Source organism: Herbihabitans rhizosphaerae (genome assembly GCF_004216555.1).
Lineage (GTDB): Bacteria > Actinomycetota > Actinomycetes > Mycobacteriales > Pseudonocardiaceae > Herbihabitans > Herbihabitans rhizosphaerae.
The window spans coordinates 679,381-697,201 of the sequence record NZ_SGWQ01000001.1 but is presented as its reverse complement, the minus strand read 5'-3'; the positions used below and the strand labels follow the sequence as shown (position 1 = coordinate 697,201).

The window sequence follows — 17,821 nt, the reverse complement described above, 5'->3', positions numbered from 1 at the left end:
TCCCGCGCTCCGCACCGGTGAGTCCCGCGCTGTGCACCATTGGTGGACAGTGGTGTTCGTAATCGATACGGTGGTGCGCGGTGGGTTCACGATCGGAGTCGGGGATGCTGAAGAGAGTCGCGCTGGCGGCCGTGACCGCCGCCGTCACGGCAGCACTGGTGACCAGTACGCCCGCGATGGCCGACACGCACGGTGAGCGTGCCGAGAAGGCGGCCCGCGGCCTGGTCGCCCCTGTCCAGGGTGCCAACGACTGGGCCTGCAAGCCGCGCGACGGCGGGCGCCCGGTGATCTTCGTGCACGGCGCGACGGGCGTGCCCGGCGTCCCGGCCGACCCCGGCCCGTTCGCCGAGCTGACCCGCAAGCTCACCGAGGACGGTCACTGCGTCTTCGCGTTGAACCACAACTGGTTCCTGTCGATGTACCACGCGGCACCCAACTACGACGATCCCGCGCTCGACCTGACCGTGCGCGTCGCGCCGAGCACCACACAGCTCGACGTGTTCGTGCGCGGCGTCCAGCACGCGACGGGCGCGGACAAGGTGCACGTGATCGCGCACAGCCTGGGCGCGCCGATCACGCGGTCCTACCTCAAGGGTTCGGGCAACGCCGCGAGGGTGGACGACGTGATCAGCCTCGGCGGCCCGAACCACGGCATCGACGCGAACAGCTCGCCGCTGACCCTGATCGGCTGCGTGCCGCTGCTCCCGGCGTGCCCGGAGATCCTGAAACTGGACGGCGGCAGGTTCCTGGGGTACGTCAACGATCCGGAGGCGCGGCCCGGCGTCTCGTACACCTCGATCGGGATCAACGAGGAGGCGTGGGCCGGTAACCCGTTCGTGGCGGGGGAGAGCACGGCCAACGTGTTCATCGGCCCGGCCGCGATCGCCGGCAAGACCGACGACATCTTCGCCGACCCGAACCACCGGTACCTGGTCGAGGGGCCGCACGCGCCGCGCCGGGTGTGCGAGGCGGAACCCGTTACACACCAACAGGAACCGGCCAACCCGCACGTGCAGACGATGGTGCTCGCCGCGCTGCGCGCGTCCGGACCGCTGCCGGACGACGTGGTGCCCTGTTAGTACTGATTAGTACTGGTCGCGGGGGAGGAGCCACTGCATGGTGGGCGTCTGCGGCCAGCCGTCCGGTGAGTCCTCCCATTCCTCCTGCCGGCCGTACGGCGTCATGTCGAGCAGGTTGAAGTCCAGCCGGAGCCGGTCGACTCCGCGTCCGGTGGTGCCGTACGTGCGGAACACCTCGTCGCCGTCGCGCAGCAACACGGTCAGCGCGAAGCCGTCGCCGAGGCCGAGCTCGCCGTAGAAACCGTCGTCGCAAGTCGAGTACCAGGGCACGGTCCAGCCATACCGCCGGCGCAGCACCTCGATCTCGTCCTGCGGCGCGGGTGACATCAGGATCAGGGTGGTGTCACGCGCGTTGAGGTGCGACTGATCGCCGATGTTGTCGGTGAACGACGCGCACCCGCCGCACGTCCAGTCCTGCCCCGGCGCCAGCATGAAGTGGTAGATCACCAGCTGGCGGCGACCGTCGAACAGGTCGGTGAGGCTCGCCGTGCCGCCGTCCGGCGCGGTGAACTCGTGGCCGGTGTCCAGCGCGACCATCGGCAGCCTGCGACGTTCCGCGGCCAGCGCGTCGAGCGCTCTGGTGTGCTCCTTCTCCTTGACCAGCAACGCTTCCCGTGCGGTTTGCCATTCCTGCGCGGACACGACAGGCAGGCGGTTCATCGGTACACCTCCTCGGACGAAGGTCAGTTCCTTCAGGGAACGAATCTAGCAGAGTGCATTCCTTGAGGGAACCATCTCGCGTAGGATTCGCGCATGCAGCGCACCCGGTTCGGCGACATGGCGTGCTCGATCGCCCGCACGCTCGATGTCATCGGCGAGCCGTGGTCCCCGCTGATCCTGCGGGACGTCTACGTGGGCATCTCCCGCTTCGAGCAGATCCAGCAGGACCTCGGGATCTCCCGCAAGGTGCTCGCCGAGCGGCTGAGATGGCTGGTCGAGAACGGCGTGCTGGAGCGCCGTGAGTACTCCAGCCGCCCGCCGCGGCACGAGTACGTGCTCACCGCGAAAGGCACCGAGCTGTGCGACCTGCTGCTGGTGATGGTGCGCTGGGGTGATCGCTTCACGGCGGGCGAGGCCGGCCCGCCGGTGTTGTACCGGCACCACGCGTGCGGCGAGATCAGCCACGTCGAGCTGCGTTGTTCGGTGTGCGACAAGCCGATGCGCGCCACCGACATCGACATCCTGCCCGGCCCGGGGATCGCGTCGGCTGGCCAGACGGAGCGCGCCCCAGGAGACTGATCCCCATGGGTGTCGGTGTGTGGACCTGGGTCATTACCGCGGCGATTCTCGGCGCGTTCCTCGCCTTCGACGTGTTCATCCTCGGCAGGCGGCCGCACGTGCCGTCCACCAAGGAATGCGTGCTCGCGATCTCCTTCTACATCGGGCTCGCGGTCATATTCGGAATCATGGTCGGCTCGATAGCAGGTTCTCGATACGCCGGTGAGTTCTTCGCCGGATGGGTGACCGAGTACAGCCTCTCGGTGGACAACCTGTTCATTTTTCTCATCATCATGAGCAGATTCAAGGTGCCGAAGGAGTACCAGCAGACGGCCCTGCTCATCGGCATCATCATCGCCCTGCTGCTGCGCGGGATAATGATCGCGCTCGGCGCCGGATTCATCGCGCTGTTCTCCTGGATCTTCTACATCTTCGGCCTCATCCTGCTGATCACCGCGATTCGAATGGCGAAACCGCATACCGAATCCGAGGATGCCGACGCGGGCGACAACCCGGCGATCCGGTGGGCCACCCGGCACATGAACGCCACGTCCGACTACAACGGCGTGAAGCTGTCGGTAATCGAGAACGGAAAGCGGCTCGTCACGCCGATGTTCTTCGTGGTGATCGCGATGTCCACGGCCGACCTGCTGTTCGCGGTCGACTCGATTCCGGCCATCTTCGGGCTCACCAGAGAGCCGTACATCGTGTTCACGGCCAACGTGTTCGCCCTGATGGGTCTGCGGCAGCTCTATTTCCTGCTCGGCGGGCTGCTGCGCCGGCTCGTCTATCTCTCCTACGGGCTCGCGCTCATTCTCGCGTTCATCGGCGTGAAACTGATCCTCGAAGCGCTGCACACGAACACGCTGCCGTTCATCAACGACGGCCAGCCGCTGAAATCGGTGCCCGAGGTGCCGATCGGCCTCTCGATGGGGATCATCGGAGGAATCCTGCTCGTGACCACCGTGGCGAGTCTGCTCGCCGCCCGACGCGCCGAGGCCGACGAGGCGGCGTAGACACGGATACATACCGATTTCGACGCCGGAGCGCCACCATCCGGCTACATCGCGCCAAAATGCCACGGTGATGACCTCGCGTGACATAGTTTGGTCTGGTTCTCGCCGCCCGTGAACGGGCGAAGTGGTGGCTAGCCGACTTCGCCTGCACTAAGTTCACCCCGTGGGGCGGACTAGGGATGGTGGCCCGGTAGACCGCCGGGGGAAAGCGGGCGTCGTGCGCAGGTGGGTGTCGACCGCATGGTGACGACGTTGACCGCCGCGCCGGCGGAAACCGACGGTGGTGACCGGAAGCTGCTTGGCGCACCCGCGCGCGCGGTGCGCAAGCTGACCCGCTCCTCACGCACCACACCCGGCCGGCTGACGATCATCTCGATCACGCTCGCCGTGCTGGCCGTGATCACCGGTGTCACCGGCGCGCTGTCCGTGCAGCAGAAGCAGGACACGATCACCGACCTGGCCGAGCACCGCGAGCCGCTGGCCGCCGCCGCGCAGCAGATCTACCGGTCGCTGTCCGACGCGGACGCCACCGCGGCGAGCGCGTTCCTGTCCGGCGGCACCGAGCCGGAGGAGCTGCGCTCCCGCTACGAGATCAACGTCGCCCAGGCCGGCGCGGCGCTGGCCAAGGCGTCCTCCGACATCGGCGGCATTCCGGAGGCCGAGCAGCAGGTCAACCGGCTCGCCCAGCAACTGCCGGTCTACACCGGGCTGGTGGAGACCGCGCGGGCCAACAACCGGCAGGGCTTCCCCGCGGGTGCGGCGTACCTGCGCGAGGCGTCCGGCCTGATGCAGAACAAGATCCTTCCGGCCGCCGAGAAGCTGTACGTGATCGACGTGGACCGGCTGGCCGCGGAGCAGGACGACGCGACCGACCTGCCGTGGATCCCGCTCGCGCTGACCGTGTTGCTGCTCGGCGGCCTGATCGCCGCGCAGGTGTACCTGCGGCGCAGGACCAACCGCGTGTTCAACATCGGGCTGGTGATCGCCACCGTCGCGGTGGTGGTGAGCCTGGCCTGGGGCGCGGTCGCGGTACTCGTCGAGTCCACCCGCATCGACGACAGCCGAGGCGAGGGCTCGCAGCCGGTGGACCTGCTGGTGCGAGCGCGCATCGACGCGTTGAAGGCCCGTACGAACGAGACACTGACCCTGGTCGCCCGGGGCAGCGGCGAGAGCTACGAGCAGGACTTCGTGCGGTTGTCCAAGAGTTTCAGCGGTGACGGCAACCTGCTGCAGCGGGGCAAGGGCATGGGCGGCGGCGCGATGACCAACCAGGTCGACCAGGCGACGAAGAACGCGGACGCCTGGCTGGCCGTGCACCGCAAGATCCGCGAGCTGGACGTCAAGGGCGGCTACGACGACGCGGTGAAGCTGGCCGTCGGGCAGGCGCCGGACGGCGCCGCGGTCGTGTTCGGCAGGCTCGACGCGAACCTGAACACCGCGATCACCGAGGGCCGCAAGTCGTTCAGTGAGGCGACCTCGCAGGGGAGCAACGCGCTGACGCTGCTCGCGCCGGGGCTCGCCGTGCTGGCGCTGGTGGCGGCCGCCGGGATCACGTTGGGCATCAGAGAACGACTCCGGGAGTACCGGTGACCACAATGGACAGTCGCAAGTGGACGAAGCGCGCCGGCGCGGTGCTGGCCGCCGCGCTGGTGCTCGCGGTGCCGGCGTGTTCGAGCGGCGGCGAGGTGGTCGACCTCGCCGTGGTCACCTCGGTCGAGCGGCCGGAGCCGGTGCGCAAGGGCACGCCGCCCGCGCCGGGCAAGCCCGCCCCGCAGTGCGACCCGAAGGCGAGCCTGCGGCCGAGCAGCTCGTACTCGCCCGGCAACTTCCCGGCCGGCTCCACCATGGACCAGATCTACAAGCGCGGGCACCTGATCGCCGGCGTGGACCAGAACACCTATCTGTTCGGGTTCCGGGACGCGCGCACCGGTGCGATCGTCGGCTTCGACATCGACATGGTGAACGCGGTGGCGAAGGCGATCTTCGGCACGGTCGAGGGCAAGGTCGTGTACCGGGCGATCAGCTCGGCGGACCGGGTGCCGCTGTTGAAGAACCGCGAGGTGGACATCGTGGTCCGCACGATGACCATGAACTGCGATCGCTGGAGCGAGATCAACTTCTCCTCGGAGTACTACACGGCGGTGCAGAAGGTGTTGGTGGACCGGAGCAATCCGGCGACCGGCATGGAGGGGCTCGGCGGCAAGCCGGTATGTGCCAACACCGGGTCGACCTCGTTGAAGCGGATCAAGGATCACCCGAGCAAGCCGGTCGCGGTCGAGGTGGACAACTGGTCGGACTGCCTTGTGCTGCTGCAGCAGGGCCAGGTCGCCGCGGTCAGCACCGACGACGTGATCCTGGCCGGCATGGTCGCGCAGGACCCGAACCTCAAGATGATCGGCGCGCAGCTCGGTGACGAGCCGTACGGCATCGGCATCCCGCAGCCGGCCCAGGACATGACCAAGTTCGTGAACGCCGTGCTGGACAAGGTCCGCTCCGACGGCACCTGGATGGCCAGCTACAACAGCTGGCTCGGGCGCACGGGCCAGACGGCGCAGATGCCGCAGCCGAAATACAAGGACTGACCCATGAGCAGGCACTCGCAGCACGACCCGGAGGACGCACCGTCCACTTCGGACGGTGATGACGCCGGGTGGTTCGGGTCGATCGGGGAGCGGCTCACCGGCTCGCGGCCTTCACCGGCAGCGCCCGAGGAGCGGCCGGCCGACCGTCCACATGAGACACCGCCGCGGCAGGGTCCGCCGCCGAGTCAGCCGCAGGGCATGCCGCCCCAGGTGAACCCGCAGGCGCACCAACAACAACAGCGTCCGCACGGTCCGCCGACCGGCGGGCAGCCGTGGCCGCACACGGGTCCGCAGGGTCCGCCACAGGGGCCACCACCGCGCACCGGCTCGCAGCAGGCGCCTCCGCCCGGCGTGCGCACCGGTCCGCCGAGCGGCCCGCAGCCGGTGACCGGCCCGCCGCCGGGGCCGCCGCGCCCGCAACCCGGTGCGGGACAACAACTTCCGCCGCAGGGCTGGCAGCAGGGCCCGCCCCGGCAGGGACCACCTCAGGGACCACCACCAGCGTTGCCGCCGCGTCCGGGTGGGCCGGCGCAGCAGCTTCCGCCGATGACCGGCGCGCAACTCCCGCCCGGCGCGCAGATGCCGGCCGTGGCGCCGAGGGCGCCCGGCGTGCGCCCGCCGGAGGCGCTGGACGAGGACGCGCCGCAGCCGACCAGCGTGCTCGGCCTGACCCCGCCGACGCAGAGCCTGCTGCCGCCGAAGCCGGCTCCCTCGGCGCCGGAAACCTCGGTGCCGCACCCAGGTCAGCCCGGCCCGTCCACCGACTCCGCGGCGTTTCCCGCGCACGGCAGGCGGACCGGGTCACGCTCGACCGGTCGCGGCCGGCTCGGCGCGGGTCTGGTGGACGTGCCGATGGTGCCCGTGCGCGATCCGTCCTCCGCGGTGCTGCCCGACCCGATGGTCGCGGAGAACAAGCGCTGGTGCTCCAGCTGTGGCGCCGAGGTCGGACGCGCGCGCAACGGCCAGCCCGCGCGCACCGAGGGCGAGTGCGAGAAGTGCGGCACGCCGTTCAACTTCCGGCCCCGGCTGCAGCGCGGTGACCTGGTCGGCGGGCAGTACGAGGTGCTCGGCTGCCTGGCATACGGCGGTCTCGGCTGGATCTACCTGGCCAAGGACCACAACGTGTCCGACCGCTGGGTGGTGCTCAAGGGCCTGATCGACACCGGCGACGCCACCTCGATGGCCTCGGCGGTCGCCGAGCGGCGGTTCCTCGCCGAGGTCGAGCACCCGAACGTGGTCAAGATCTACAACTTCGTGCAGCACCCGGACGCGAAGACCGGCACGGCGGTCGGCTACATCGTGATGGAGTACGTGGGCGGCCAGTCGCTGCGCCAGCTCGCGCTGCAGCACCACCGCGAGGCCGGCCGCGCCGAGCCGCTGCCGATCGGCCAGGTGATCGCCTACGGCCTGGAGATCCTGCCCGCGATCGGCTACCTGCACAGCCAGGACGTGCTGTACTGCGACCTCAAGCCGGACAACGTGATCCAGGCCGGCGAGCAGCTCAAGCTGATCGACCTCGGCGCGGTGCGGCGGGTCGACGACTGGGACAGCCCGCTGTTCTTCACGCTCGGCTACTCCGCGCCGGAGCTGGCCACCGAGGGCGCGTCGGTCGCGTCGGACATCTACACGGTCGGCCGCACGCTCGCGGTGCTGTCCATCGAGTTCACCGGCTACACCACGAAGTACGTGCACACCCTGCCCGGGCCGGACGAGGTGCCGCTGTTCGCGCTGTTCGGCTCGTACTACCGGGTGCTCAAGCGCGCCACGCACGAGGACCCGGCGCGGCGGTTCCTGTCCGGCGAGGACATGGCCGACCAGCTCACCGGCGTGCTGCGCGAGGTGATGGCGCTGGGCACCGGGCGGCCGAGACCCGGTATGTCGACCGTGTTCGGGCAGGAGAACCGCACGTTCGGCGCGAACCCGATCGTGGCGGAGCGGGGCGCGTGGCTGGTTCCGCCGGAGCCCGCGGATGTGGCCGTCGCGCTGCCGCTGCCGCAGGTGGACACCGACGACCCGGCGGCCGGCGTGCTGGCGGCGACCACGGTGACCGAGCCGGGCGAGCTGGTCGAGGCGCTCGCGGGCGCGTCGCAGGAGTCGATCGAGGTGCGGCTGCGGATGTTGCGCGCGCACCTGGAGCTGGGTGACCTGCGCTCGGCGGACGCCGATCTGTCCGGCGCGCGCAAGCTCGCGATCTACCAGCACGACTGGCGGCTGGACTGGTACCGCGGTCTGATCCTGTTGTCCGCCAAGCGTTTCAAGGAGGCGCACGCCGCGTTCGACGCGGTGTACGACGCGCTGCCCGGCGAGATCGCGCCCAAGCTGGCGCTGGCGATCAGTGCCGAGTACGCTGGCGACTACTTCCCGGCGGCGCGGTTCTACGAGCTGGTGTGGCGCACCGACCGGTCGTACGTGAGTGCGGCGTTCGGGCTGGCGCGGGTGTACCTGGCGCAGGGCGCGCGCGGCGGGGCGATCGAGGTGCTGGAATCGGTGCCGGACTCGTCCAGCCACTATGTCAGTGCGCAGGTCGCGGCGATCAAGATCAAGACTCGGGTCAACGAGGTTGATCAGCTCGGCGAGAACGACCTGCACGACGCGGCGCGCAAGCTGGAGCGGCTGGCGCTGGACGCCGAGCGGCGCACGCATCTGTCCACCGAGGTGCTGGAGGCGGCCTACGGCTGGGTGCGCGCCGGCCGGCCGGGTTCGGATGGAGCCGGGCAGGCGGCGGCGCGCACGGTGCTCGGCTGCGGGCTGTCCGAGCGAGAACTGCGGCTGGGCCTCGAGCGCTGCTACCGCGCACTGGCGCGACTGGCCAGTACGCCGGATCAACGGCACGACCTGGTCGACAAGGCCAACGCGATCCGCCCGCGCACCCTGACCTGATCGCCCGCAATGTTGGTGATGTATGCTTGCTATCAACATCGCCAACATTGGAGGTCGGTATGACGGTGACGCAGATCGACCTCGATGACGGCGCGCTGGGCGAGGCCATGCGCCTTTCGGGAGCGAAGACCAAGAAGGAGACGGTGAACCTCGCCCTGCGCGAGTATGCCGCGCGCCATCGCCGGATCGCGGCGTGGGACAAGCACGTCGACGCCGCCAAGGGATGGGACTACGAGGGCTGGCGGAAGCTCCGTGACGCCGAGAAGAACCAGTTCTCTTGATTCGCTACCTGATCGACTCTTCGGCATTGTGGCGAATTCTGCGTGACGACGATCTTCGTGCCGGCTGGGAGGAAGTTCTGCACGCGGGCGTGGTCGGGTCGTGTCATCCGCAGCGCGTCGAGTTCCGCCGTTCCGCCCGTGGTGTCGACGAGTACGAGCAGATGTCCGAGATGTTCGTTGATCTGCTTCCTGATGTGCCGGTGCCCAAGGGGGCCTGGCTGTGGTCCGAGTCCGCGCAGTACCGGCTGGCGCGTGCGGGGGCGCACCGAGCGTTGTCTCCGGTGGACCTGCTCGTGTGCGCGACCGCCGCCGCGCGGGGTCTGGTGATCCTGCACGACGACAACGACTTCGCGACGGCGGCAAAGCACCTGACCGATGTCACGGAGCGTCGGGTGCACGACGTCCCGCCGCCGGCCGCGTGATTCAGCCGAGCAGATCGCAGGTGTTGAGGCTGGCCGGCCGGCCGATGATCGTCTTGTGGCCGGTTGGGCTGATGTCGATGCCCCACGCCGGCCCGTCGAACACCCAGAGCCCGATGTTGGTGCCCTGCCCGGGCCGGATGCCGACCAGGACCGGCCCGCTCACCGCCCACTGCTGCCCACCCGACGGCGGGTAGTGGATGAACGCGTGCCCGCTGATGTCGACGGTGGTGACGGCGCCGGTGTCGGCGCGGGTCACCGTGTCGATCAGCTTTCCTTTGTACTCCTCGAGTTTCGGCTTGCCGTCCGGGTAGGACTCCAGCACTCGGAAGACCACCTCGTCCACGATCGGCTCGGCGCGGACCGGGAACGCGCAGACAGTGTTCGCCGGGTAGTCGAGCACCGGCTGCGGCGCCGGCTTCCAGGGGCCCGGATCACCCTCGGCCTGAGCGGGCGCGCCCGCGAGCACGATCGACAGGAGCACCACCGCGGCCAGGAGCAACCTTCGCATGACGCGGCAGAGTAGGCGGTCCGGCTGAAGAAATCTGAAATCGACCGCCGGCTACTGTGGACTGTCCGTGCATAAGAAACGGCCCCCGCGAGGGGGCCGTCGGGCCGAGGCTGCTCGCCTCGGCGTGGTGTAGTTACACGATAACACGGTTGGCCAACAGGCTTGGTCAACCGTGTTGGCCGATCTGGGGAGGTTGGGGTGGACCGGGTGCGGGTCTACGTCGATGGATTCAACCTGTACTTCGGCCTCCGGGCGAAGCATGGTCGACGGCTGCATTGGCTCGACCTGGAGAAGCTGGCCACCAGTCTGCTGAAGCCATCTCAACGACTCGAGCGGGTCGTCTACTTCACAGCGCGGGTGCGGAACGATCCACCGGCCGAACAACGGCAGTCGGACTACATCGACGCCTTGACGGCCCATTGCTCGCGACTGACTCTGCTCGATGGGAGATACCAGGCGAAGACGCGGCACTGTCGTGCTTGCGGCAGCCGCTGGACGGTCTACGAGGAGAAGGAGACTGACGTCAACATCGCCGTCTCGCTCATCGAGGACGCTGTCACCGACCGGTTCGACATGGCGTTGTTGGTATCCGCTGACAGCGATCTCTGTCCCGCGGTGAAGGCGTTGAAGCGGCTACGACCGGACAAGCGGATTATCGCGGCGTTTCCACCATCCAGGAGTTCCGGTGAACTGCGGCGCGTGGTGGACGGCGCGTTCACCATCGGCGACGCGAAGCTGCGGCAGTCACAGCTCCCGGACGCCGTCACCACACCGGCCGGCATCGTGTTGAGACGGCCGGCTCGCTGGAGTTGACCGTCCTATGTGGACAGTAGTTGGGCGCAGCGGATCAGGCCGAGGTGCGAGTACGCCTGCGGGTGGTTGCCGAGCGACCGTTCCGCGATCGGGTCGTACTCCTCGGGCAGCAGACCGGTCGGGCCGGCCGCGTCGACCAGTTGCTCGAACAGGTCCTCCGCCTCGGTGCGTCGCCCGGTCAGCAGGTACGCCTCGATCATCCACGCCGCGCACAGGTGGAACCCGCCCTCGTTGCCGGGCAGGCCGTCGTCGCGGTGATACCGGTAGACCGTCGACCCCGATCGCAGCTCCGCCTCGATCGCCGTCACCGTCGACTGGAACCGCTCGTCGGACGGGTCGATCAGGCCGACCAGCCCCACGTGCAGCGTCGCCGAGTCCAGGTCGGTGCCGTCGTAGGCCGTGGTGAACGCGCGGACCTCGCTGTTCCAGCCCTTGTTCAGCACGTCCTGGGCGATCCGGTCGCGCAGCTCCGCCCACCCCGGCACCGGCTCGCGGCCGTAGGTCTCGGCGAGGGTGATCGCGCGGTCGATGGTCAGCCAGCACATCACCTTGGAGTACACGTGGTGGCGCGGCCGGTGCCGCTCCTCCCAGATGCCGTGGTCGGGCTCGTGCCACCGCCGGGTGACCGCCTCGGCCATCGCGTTGACCATGCGCCAGTCATCGTCGATCAGCTTGCCTCGGGCCAGCGACAGCGCGGCGACGAGATCGACCACCGGGCCGAACACGTCCAGCTGAACCTGCTGGTTTGCGAGGTTGCCGACACGCACCGGCCGCGAGCCGGCGTACCCGGGAAGGGTGTCGATCACCGCCTCGGGCGGCAGCGTCGTCCCGGCGATCGTGTACAGCGGGTGCAGGCGCTCCGGCCCGGGCAGCGTCCCGAGCACCCGGTGCAGCCAGCCGAGGTACGCCTCCGCCTCGCCCGTGGATCCCAGTGACACCAACGCTTTCGCGGTCATCGCCGCGTCGCGCAGCCAGCAGTACCGGTAGTCCCAGTTGCGGATGCCGCCGATCTCCTCGGGCAGCGACGTGGTGGCCGCCGCCATGATCGCGCCGGTCTCGCTGTGGCACAGGCCGCGCAGCGTGAGCGCCGACCTGGCGACCAGCTCGCGCTCGGCCGAGGGCAGCGTCAGCGTGTCCAGCCACTCGGTCCAGTAGGCGTTCGCGCGCGCCTTGCGATCTTCCTGGGCGACCGGACTCGCGCCCAGATCCGTTGTGCCGCAACGGAGTTCGAGCACGACGGGCTGATCGCCGGTCGGGCGTATGACGGTCCGCGCGGTGTCGTGCATGCCGTCGGAGGTGATCTCCCACTCCAGGCCGGGTGCGCGCAGCACGACCGGATCGGAGGTGCCGAACACCCGCAGCCCGTCCGGCGAGGCGTGCAGCCGCACCTGCACCTGGCCGAACTCCGGGCGCGGCGCGAACTCCACCACGGCCGGCGTGTTCCCGGAGATCACCCGCACCACCTCGGTGCGGTGCGGGTCCGGGTAGTGCTCCAGGTAGTCCGTCACCAGCAGGCCCGACCAGCGCGTCTCCACGGTCATCGTGCCGGGCAGGTAGCGCTGGCCCAGCGGCAGCCCGCCACGCTCCGGCCTGATCGAGAAGTGCCCGGCGCCCGGCCCGCCGAGCAGGTCCGCGAACACCGCCGCGGAGTCCGGCTCGGGGTGGCACATCCAGGTCAGCTTCGCGTCCGGGGTGAGCAGCGCGACCGACCGTTCGTTGGCCAGCATGGACAGCCGCTCGATCGGCGGCGCCTGCTCGCCGTAGAGCCAGTGCCGGCGCTCCTCGAGCAGGAACGCCAGGGTCATCGCGACCGCGGTCGAGTCGGTGATGCGGAACTCGGCCAGCGAGTCGCCGTCGCCGACCTTGATGCCCAGGTCCGGGCCGGCCAGGCGGGCGAACGCCTTCTCGTCGGTCACGTCGTCGCCGACGAAGATCGCCGCGGTGGCGCCGACCTGGTGCCGCAGCACGTCCAGCGCGTGGCCCTTGTCGGTCTGCACGACCGCGAGCTCGATCACCGCCTTGCCCTCGGTGACCTGCACGCCGTCCCAGGTCGCCGGGCCGGTGCTCACCTGGTCCAGAACCCGTTGTCCCACAGCGGCTTCGGCGCGCCGCACGTGCACCGCGACGCTGGCCGGCTTGACCTCCAGGTGCACGCCGTCGGCGTCGGTGACCAGCTGCTCCAGCTCGATCTCGACACGCTTGTGCAACTCGCGGGCACGGCCGTCCAGCGCGTGCACGAAGCCGATGTCGAACTCCGAGCCGTGGCTGCCGACCAGGTGCACCTCGCCGGGCAGGCGGGACAGTGTCGCCAGATCGCGCAGCGCGCGACCGGAGATCACGGCCGTGGTGGTCTCGTGCAGGCCGGCGAGCGACCGCAGCGAGCTGACCGACTCGGGCAGTGGGCGCGCCGTCTCCGGGTCTTGCACGATCGGAGCGAGCGTGCCGTCGTAGTCGCAGGCGACCAGCAGCCGTGGCGTCCTGGCGATCTGCACGATCGCTCGACGCAACTCGGCGGGAAGGGCCTCGGCGGCCACGGATCCTCCTCGCAGGGCGCTCGGCATCCCATGATCGCCGAGTCGGGGGGTGCAGACTACTGATTGACCAGTTCGGTCTGCTCGGACCCTAGAGCCTCAAGAAACGATCGGGCCCACCGGTCCACATTGTGCGTGAGAACCTGTCGCCGCAGTGCGCGCATTCTACGGCGACCCTCGGCCGGATCGAGCGTGAGCGCGTCCTGCATCGCGTTCTTGACCCCGTCCAGGTCGTGCGGGTTCACCAGGAACGCGCTGGTCAGCTCGGCCGCCGCACCGGCGAACTCGCTGAGCACCAGTGCGCCGCCGAGGTCGTAGCGGCACGCCACGTACTCCTTGCACACCAGGTTCATGCCGTCCCGAAGCGGTGTCACGAGCATGACGTCGGCCGCCGCGAAGAAGGCCACCAACTCGTCACGCTGCACGGACTGGTGCAGATAGTGCACGACCGGCCGGCCGACCGTGGCGAACTCACCGTTGATCCGCCCGACCATGCGCTCGATGTCGCCGCGCATCCGCTGGTAGTGCTCGACGCGCTCGCGGCTCGGCGTGGCGAGCTGCACCATGGCCACCTCGGCCGGGTCCACCCGCCCCTCGTGCAGCAGCTCGTGCAGGGCGTTCAGCCGCAGGTCGATGCCCTTGGTGTAGTCCAGCCGGTCCACGCCGAGGATGATCTTCTTCGGATTGCCGAGGTCCGCGCGCACCCGCCGGGTGTGCTCCACGACGTCCTTGCGGCGCGCGGTGGCGTCCAGCGAGTCGGAGTCGATCGAGATCGGGAACGCGCCGACGCGCACCGGACGGTCGCCGACGTGCACCACGCCGGGCCGGGTGCGCACGCCGACCGAGCCGCGGCTCGGCTCGAGGCCGGTCAGCCGGCGCGCCAGCCACAGGAAGTTCTGCGCGCCGCCGGGCCGGTGGAACCCGACCAGGTCGGCGCCGAGCAGCCCGCGGATGATCTCCGCACGCCAGGGGAGCTGCATGAACAGTTCCACCGGAGGGAACGGGATGTGCAGGAAGAACCCGATCCGCAGGTCCGGCCGCTGCTCGCGGAGCACGGCCGGCACGAGCTGCAGCTGGTAGTCCTGCACCCACACGGTCGCGCCGGGTGCCGCGACCTGCGCGCACGCGTCGGCGAACCGGTGGTTGACCTTCACGTAGGCGTCCCACCAGCCGCGGTCGAACACCGGGGGCTCGACCACGTCGTGGTACAGCGGCCAGAGTGTGGCGTTGGAAAAGCCCTCGTAGTAGTCGCGGACCTCGGTGCTGGACAGCGCGATGGGGTGCAGCCGCATGCCCTCGTCGGTGAACTCGTCGACGTCGATGTCCGGCACGCCGGGCCAGCCGACCCAGGCGCCGGTGTGGTTGCGCAGGAACGGGGCGAGCGCGCTGACCAGACCGCCGGGGCTGTGCTTCCACTTCTGCGTTCCGTCGGGCAGTCGTTCGAGGTCAACCGGCAATCGGTTGGCCACCACGATGAAGTCGGCACCCTTCGGGCTGTTCACACCGAACGCCTCCCCTGGTCGCGGTCGAGCCTAGTCGGCGCGCCCCCGCCGCGGCGCGTTGAGCGAATGAGATCACTCACCTGCCGCAGCGGTCCTACAATCCGCGTCGTGTCGCACATGGCCGGGCTGCTGCGCCCCGGATTTCCCGTTCCGGAGGCTGTTGAATCCGCGTGGACCTGGATGGAGCGGCAGGGGTTCGGGAGCACCACACAGCACGGGTACTTCCTCACGCCGTACGCCGGACAGCGACGGCTCGGGGTCGTGTTCACCCCGGACGCGTCGCTCGACGGCTGGTTCCCGGAAGACGCCGCCGGCCTCGACCGGCTCCTGCCGATCGCGCAGGTCGGCGGCGACGGATCGGTCGGAGCGCTGTGGCTCGATGACGACGGCTCGACGCGGGTCGTCGGCCTCGGGTCGGAGGGCGAGGCGTTCCTCCTGGCCGACTCGGCGGTGGAGTTCCTGACCTTGGTGGCGATCGGTTACGGCGAGCTGTCGCCGTACGTCCTCGGACTCCCGCCCGACGACGCGGACTCGGTGCGGGCCGTCGGCGGCTTCCGGACGTGGGTGCGGGACACGTTCTCCGTCGCGGTGCCCGACGAATGGCCCGCCGTGGGCAGCGACGCGTTCACGACATGGGTGCGGACCGTGCTCGGCGAGCCGGAGCCGCCGCGACCTGACGAGATAGTTGTCGACGGTCCGAGTGCACCAGTCACAGGCGAGATCACTGCTCTCGTTCGCGCATTGGGTTGTCCGGACGGCGGCCCAGAGGTCGGTGCCGTCGCGGCGGCGGCCGGCGTGGAGCTGTCCGACGGCGGCGTGCGCTGGTCCGGCGGCGTGCTCCGCAAGGTGGGCCTGGAGGTGATCCTCGACCGTGGTGTGGTGAGCACGATCTTCGCCAGAGTGCACGAGTATCCGGGGCGACTCGTGGACGGCCTGCCGGCGGCGCCGTCCCGGACAGAGATCACCGCCGCGCTCGGCGAGCCCGAACGCGGCGGTGACAGCTGGGTCCGTTACCTCGTAGAGGGGCGCTATCTCCATTTCCAGCTCGATGACAGCGACCGGGTCACGATGATCACCGCGATGGTCGAGGCGCCCTAGCCCGGCGGTCACTCCAGGCGGCGTCCGGTCGGTCGAAGTGGGCCGGACATGCGCGGACCGACCAGCCGCCGCTCCAGCCGGCCGAGTCCGCTGCGCGCCGGTTGCGCCAGGTACTCGCCGAGCACCACGCCGGCGGCCAGGGCGAGCGCGGTCGCGCCGGCCAGCATCAGCGTCGGCACGCCCTGGGTGTCGGTCTCCACGGAAAGCTGGAACAGCGACCGGTACATCGTGTACCCGGGCAGCAGCGGCACCATGCCGGAGACCGCGACGACCAGCGGCGGGATGCGCAGCCGGCGGGAGATCACACCGCCGGCGAACCCGATCACGGTCGCGGCGACGGCGGCCGAGGTGATCGGCCCGGCATCGGCGAGAACCAGCGCGCCGAAGCCGGCGGCACCCGCGCCGCCCGCGACGGCGGCGACCAGCATCGCACGCGGCGTGGCGTAGCTGGCCAGCGCGAAGCAGCCGGCCGCGGCGGCACCGGCGAGCGTCTGTACGGGCAGCCGATTCGCGGTGGCCGCGATCGGATCGGCCAGCGGCTGCTGTTCCATCCCGAGGTTCCTGGCCACCGTGAAGGCGAACAACACGCCGGCGATCAGGCCGGCGGTCATCAGTGACACCTCGGTGGCACGCCCGGCGGCCGTGACGTTGTAGCCGGTGATCGCGTCCTGCACGGTACCGACGACCGACAGGCCGGACAGCAGCACCGTGATCGCGGCGGCGATCACGAGGGTGGGTCGCACGTCCGGCAGCAGGCCGCTGGACAGCAGGGCGAGCGCGCCGCCGGTGGCCAGCGCGCCGCCGACGACCTGCTGGAAGAAGAACGGCAGCGCGCGCCGGTTGAGCAGCCGGCCGACCCGGTCGACCACGGCGGTGATCAGCGCCGCGAACAGCGCCACCAGCCAGTCGCCGCCGATCAGCACGGTGATCGCGGCCGCCATGCCGCCGAAGGCGAGGGTGGACAGCCAGCGCGGGTACGGGTGCGCGGCCTCGGTGGCCCGGCTCAGCTGGGCGTGCGCGTCGGTGGCGCTGATCTTGCCCCGGGTGATGTCCCGGACCAGATTCTCGACCACGGCGAGCCGGGTGTAGTCGAGCCCGCGCGAGCGCACCACGCGCAGCGAGGTGACCGGGGCGAGGTCGGTGCCGCGGTGGCAGGCCACGGTGATCGACGTGAAGATCACGTCGACCTCACAGTGCGGCAGGCCGTAGGCGGAGGCGACGGCGAGGATGGTCGCGGTGGCGTCGGAAGCACCGGCGCCCGAGGAGATCTGCACCTCGCCGATCCGCAGGGCCAGGTCCAGTACGAGGTGGACGGTCGCGTCGTCGGGCAGCTGGGGACCGATGACCGCCTGGGACTCCTCGACGGGTTGATCGCCGTCAACGTGCTGCGGCGCGGCCTTGCGAGCCGACGGCCACAGCGGCCGGTGTGTTCGCGCACCGGGGCTGTTGTTGACGTCCTTCGGTTGCCGGCGGTGCGCCAGCCACACGACCATCACCTCCCACAGAAATTTCGACGTTCTTCTCCTTCGGCATCGGAGTGCAATACCCGACCGTTGCACGACTCGAACGTGGCGTCCACCACGTTGGCCCATAATGGTCCAGACCGCAGGCTCCTGCTCGCCGAACGGGACCTCGTCAGTCCGATGTGGACAGTCCGGCTTCGCTGAGGTGGCAAGGCTGGTCGTCGCGCCAGTCAGGCGGTCCCATCACCGTCCATTGTGGACTGAACGAGTGATCGAACGCGCTCGGCGGCACGGAAGCGCCCGTCCCGCGGCAGCGCCCGCTACGATGACCTCGGTCGATGAACCGACCGTGCCGGTGTAGCTCAATTGGCAGAGCATTCGCCTTGTAAGCGAAAGGTTCCGGGTTCGAGTCCCGCCACCGGCTCCAT

At 69.8% G+C, this 17,821-nt stretch carries 15 protein-coding genes and 1 tRNA gene; 11 read left to right on the top strand and 5 right to left on the bottom strand.

Annotated features, from left to right (window positions below; all coding sequences use genetic code 11):
* The first annotated feature begins 104 nt into the window (after positions 1-104).
* Entirely contained in the window at positions 105-1,079 is a 975-nt protein-coding gene (locus tag EV193_RS03560; protein WP_130342466.1) for an esterase/lipase family protein, read from the top strand.
* 6 nt (positions 1,080-1,085) lie between these two features.
* Here the strand turns inward: EV193_RS03560 and EV193_RS03555 are convergent, their stop codons facing one another.
* Entirely contained in the window at positions 1,086-1,739 is a 654-nt protein-coding gene (locus tag EV193_RS03555) for a DUF899 domain-containing protein (RefSeq protein WP_130342465.1), read from the bottom strand.
* A gap of 93 nt (positions 1,740-1,832) precedes the next feature.
* Here EV193_RS03555 and EV193_RS03550 point away from each other — a divergent pair, with 93 nt between their 5' ends.
* The 7 genes from EV193_RS03550 (at position 1,833) to EV193_RS03520 (ending at position 9,478) form a co-directional block, all read left to right on the top strand.
* A complete protein-coding gene (locus EV193_RS03550) occupies positions 1,833-2,318 on the top strand; it encodes a winged helix-turn-helix transcriptional regulator (RefSeq protein WP_130342464.1) in 486 nt (161 codons plus the stop codon).
* Between the two features lie 5 nt (positions 2,319-2,323).
* Positions 2,324-3,313 carry a TerC/Alx family metal homeostasis membrane protein gene (locus EV193_RS03545; RefSeq protein ID WP_130342463.1) on the top strand — a complete coding sequence of 330 codons (990 nt, stop codon included), beginning with the start codon at positions 2,324-2,326 and terminating at the stop codon, positions 3,311-3,313.
* 240 nt (positions 3,314-3,553) lie between these two features.
* A complete protein-coding gene (locus tag EV193_RS03540) occupies positions 3,554-4,903 on the top strand; it encodes a hypothetical protein (protein WP_130342462.1) in 1,350 nt (449 codons plus the stop codon).
* A gap of 5 nt (positions 4,904-4,908) precedes the next feature.
* Positions 4,909-5,895 carry a glutamate ABC transporter substrate-binding protein gene (locus EV193_RS03535; protein WP_130342886.1) on the top strand — a complete coding sequence of 329 codons (987 nt, stop codon included), beginning with the start codon at positions 4,909-4,911 and terminating at the stop codon, positions 5,893-5,895.
* 3 nt (positions 5,896-5,898) lie between these two features.
* Positions 5,899-8,775 carry a serine/threonine-protein kinase gene (locus tag EV193_RS03530; RefSeq protein WP_242613109.1) on the top strand — a complete coding sequence of 959 codons (2,877 nt, stop codon included), beginning with the start codon at positions 5,899-5,901 and terminating at the stop codon, positions 8,773-8,775.
* A gap of 59 nt (positions 8,776-8,834) precedes the next feature.
* Positions 8,835-9,056, top strand: a complete 222-nt coding sequence (locus tag EV193_RS03525; protein WP_130342461.1) for a type II toxin-antitoxin system VapB family antitoxin — start codon at positions 8,835-8,837, stop codon at positions 9,054-9,056.
* Complete coding sequence (locus EV193_RS03520; RefSeq protein ID WP_130342460.1) at positions 9,053-9,478, top strand: PIN domain-containing protein; 426 nt, start codon at positions 9,053-9,055, stop codon at positions 9,476-9,478. Before EV193_RS03525 ends, EV193_RS03520 begins: the two co-directional genes overlap by 4 nt.
* A 1-nt stretch (position 9,479) precedes the next feature.
* Here EV193_RS03520 and EV193_RS03515 read toward each other — a convergent pair whose 3' ends face one another.
* On the bottom strand, positions 9,480-9,986 hold the full coding sequence (locus EV193_RS03515; protein WP_130342459.1) for a hypothetical protein: 507 nt from the start codon (positions 9,984-9,986) through the stop codon (positions 9,480-9,482).
* 198 nt (positions 9,987-10,184) lie between these two features.
* Here EV193_RS03515 and EV193_RS03510 point away from each other — a divergent pair, with 198 nt between their 5' ends.
* The gene (locus EV193_RS03510) at positions 10,185-10,799 is read left to right on the top strand and encodes an NYN domain-containing protein (protein WP_130342458.1); all 615 of its coding nucleotides are present in this window, start codon (positions 10,185-10,187) and stop codon (positions 10,797-10,799) included.
* Between the two features lie 5 nt (positions 10,800-10,804).
* On the opposite strand, the gene otsB is transcribed toward EV193_RS03510, so the two are convergent.
* Both otsB and EV193_RS03500 read right to left on the bottom strand, forming a co-directional pair.
* Complete coding sequence (gene otsB, locus EV193_RS03505) at positions 10,805-13,333, bottom strand: trehalose-phosphatase (protein ID WP_207222471.1); 2,529 nt, start codon at positions 13,331-13,333, stop codon at positions 10,805-10,807.
* Between the two features lie 56 nt (positions 13,334-13,389).
* Entirely contained in the window at positions 13,390-14,832 is a 1,443-nt protein-coding gene (locus tag EV193_RS03500; protein ID WP_130342456.1) for an alpha,alpha-trehalose-phosphate synthase (UDP-forming), read from the bottom strand.
* Positions 14,833-14,940: 108 nt separating this feature from the next.
* On the opposite strand from EV193_RS03500, the gene EV193_RS03495 reads away from it, so the two are divergent.
* Positions 14,941-15,930 carry a hypothetical protein gene (locus EV193_RS03495; protein WP_130342455.1) on the top strand — a complete coding sequence of 330 codons (990 nt, stop codon included), beginning with the start codon at positions 14,941-14,943 and terminating at the stop codon, positions 15,928-15,930.
* Positions 15,931-15,938: 8 nt separating this feature from the next.
* Here EV193_RS03495 and EV193_RS03490 read toward each other — a convergent pair whose 3' ends face one another.
* Positions 15,939-17,423 (bottom strand): threonine/serine exporter family protein, encoded by a 1,485-nt coding sequence (locus EV193_RS03490; protein ID WP_130342454.1) that lies wholly within the window; start codon positions 17,421-17,423, stop codon positions 15,939-15,941.
* A 321-nt stretch (positions 17,424-17,744) separates the two neighbouring features.
* Here EV193_RS03490 and EV193_RS03485 point away from each other — a divergent pair.
* Positions 17,745-17,820 (top strand) — tRNA-Thr (locus tag EV193_RS03485).
* The last annotated feature ends 1 nt before the right edge of the window (position 17,821 follow it).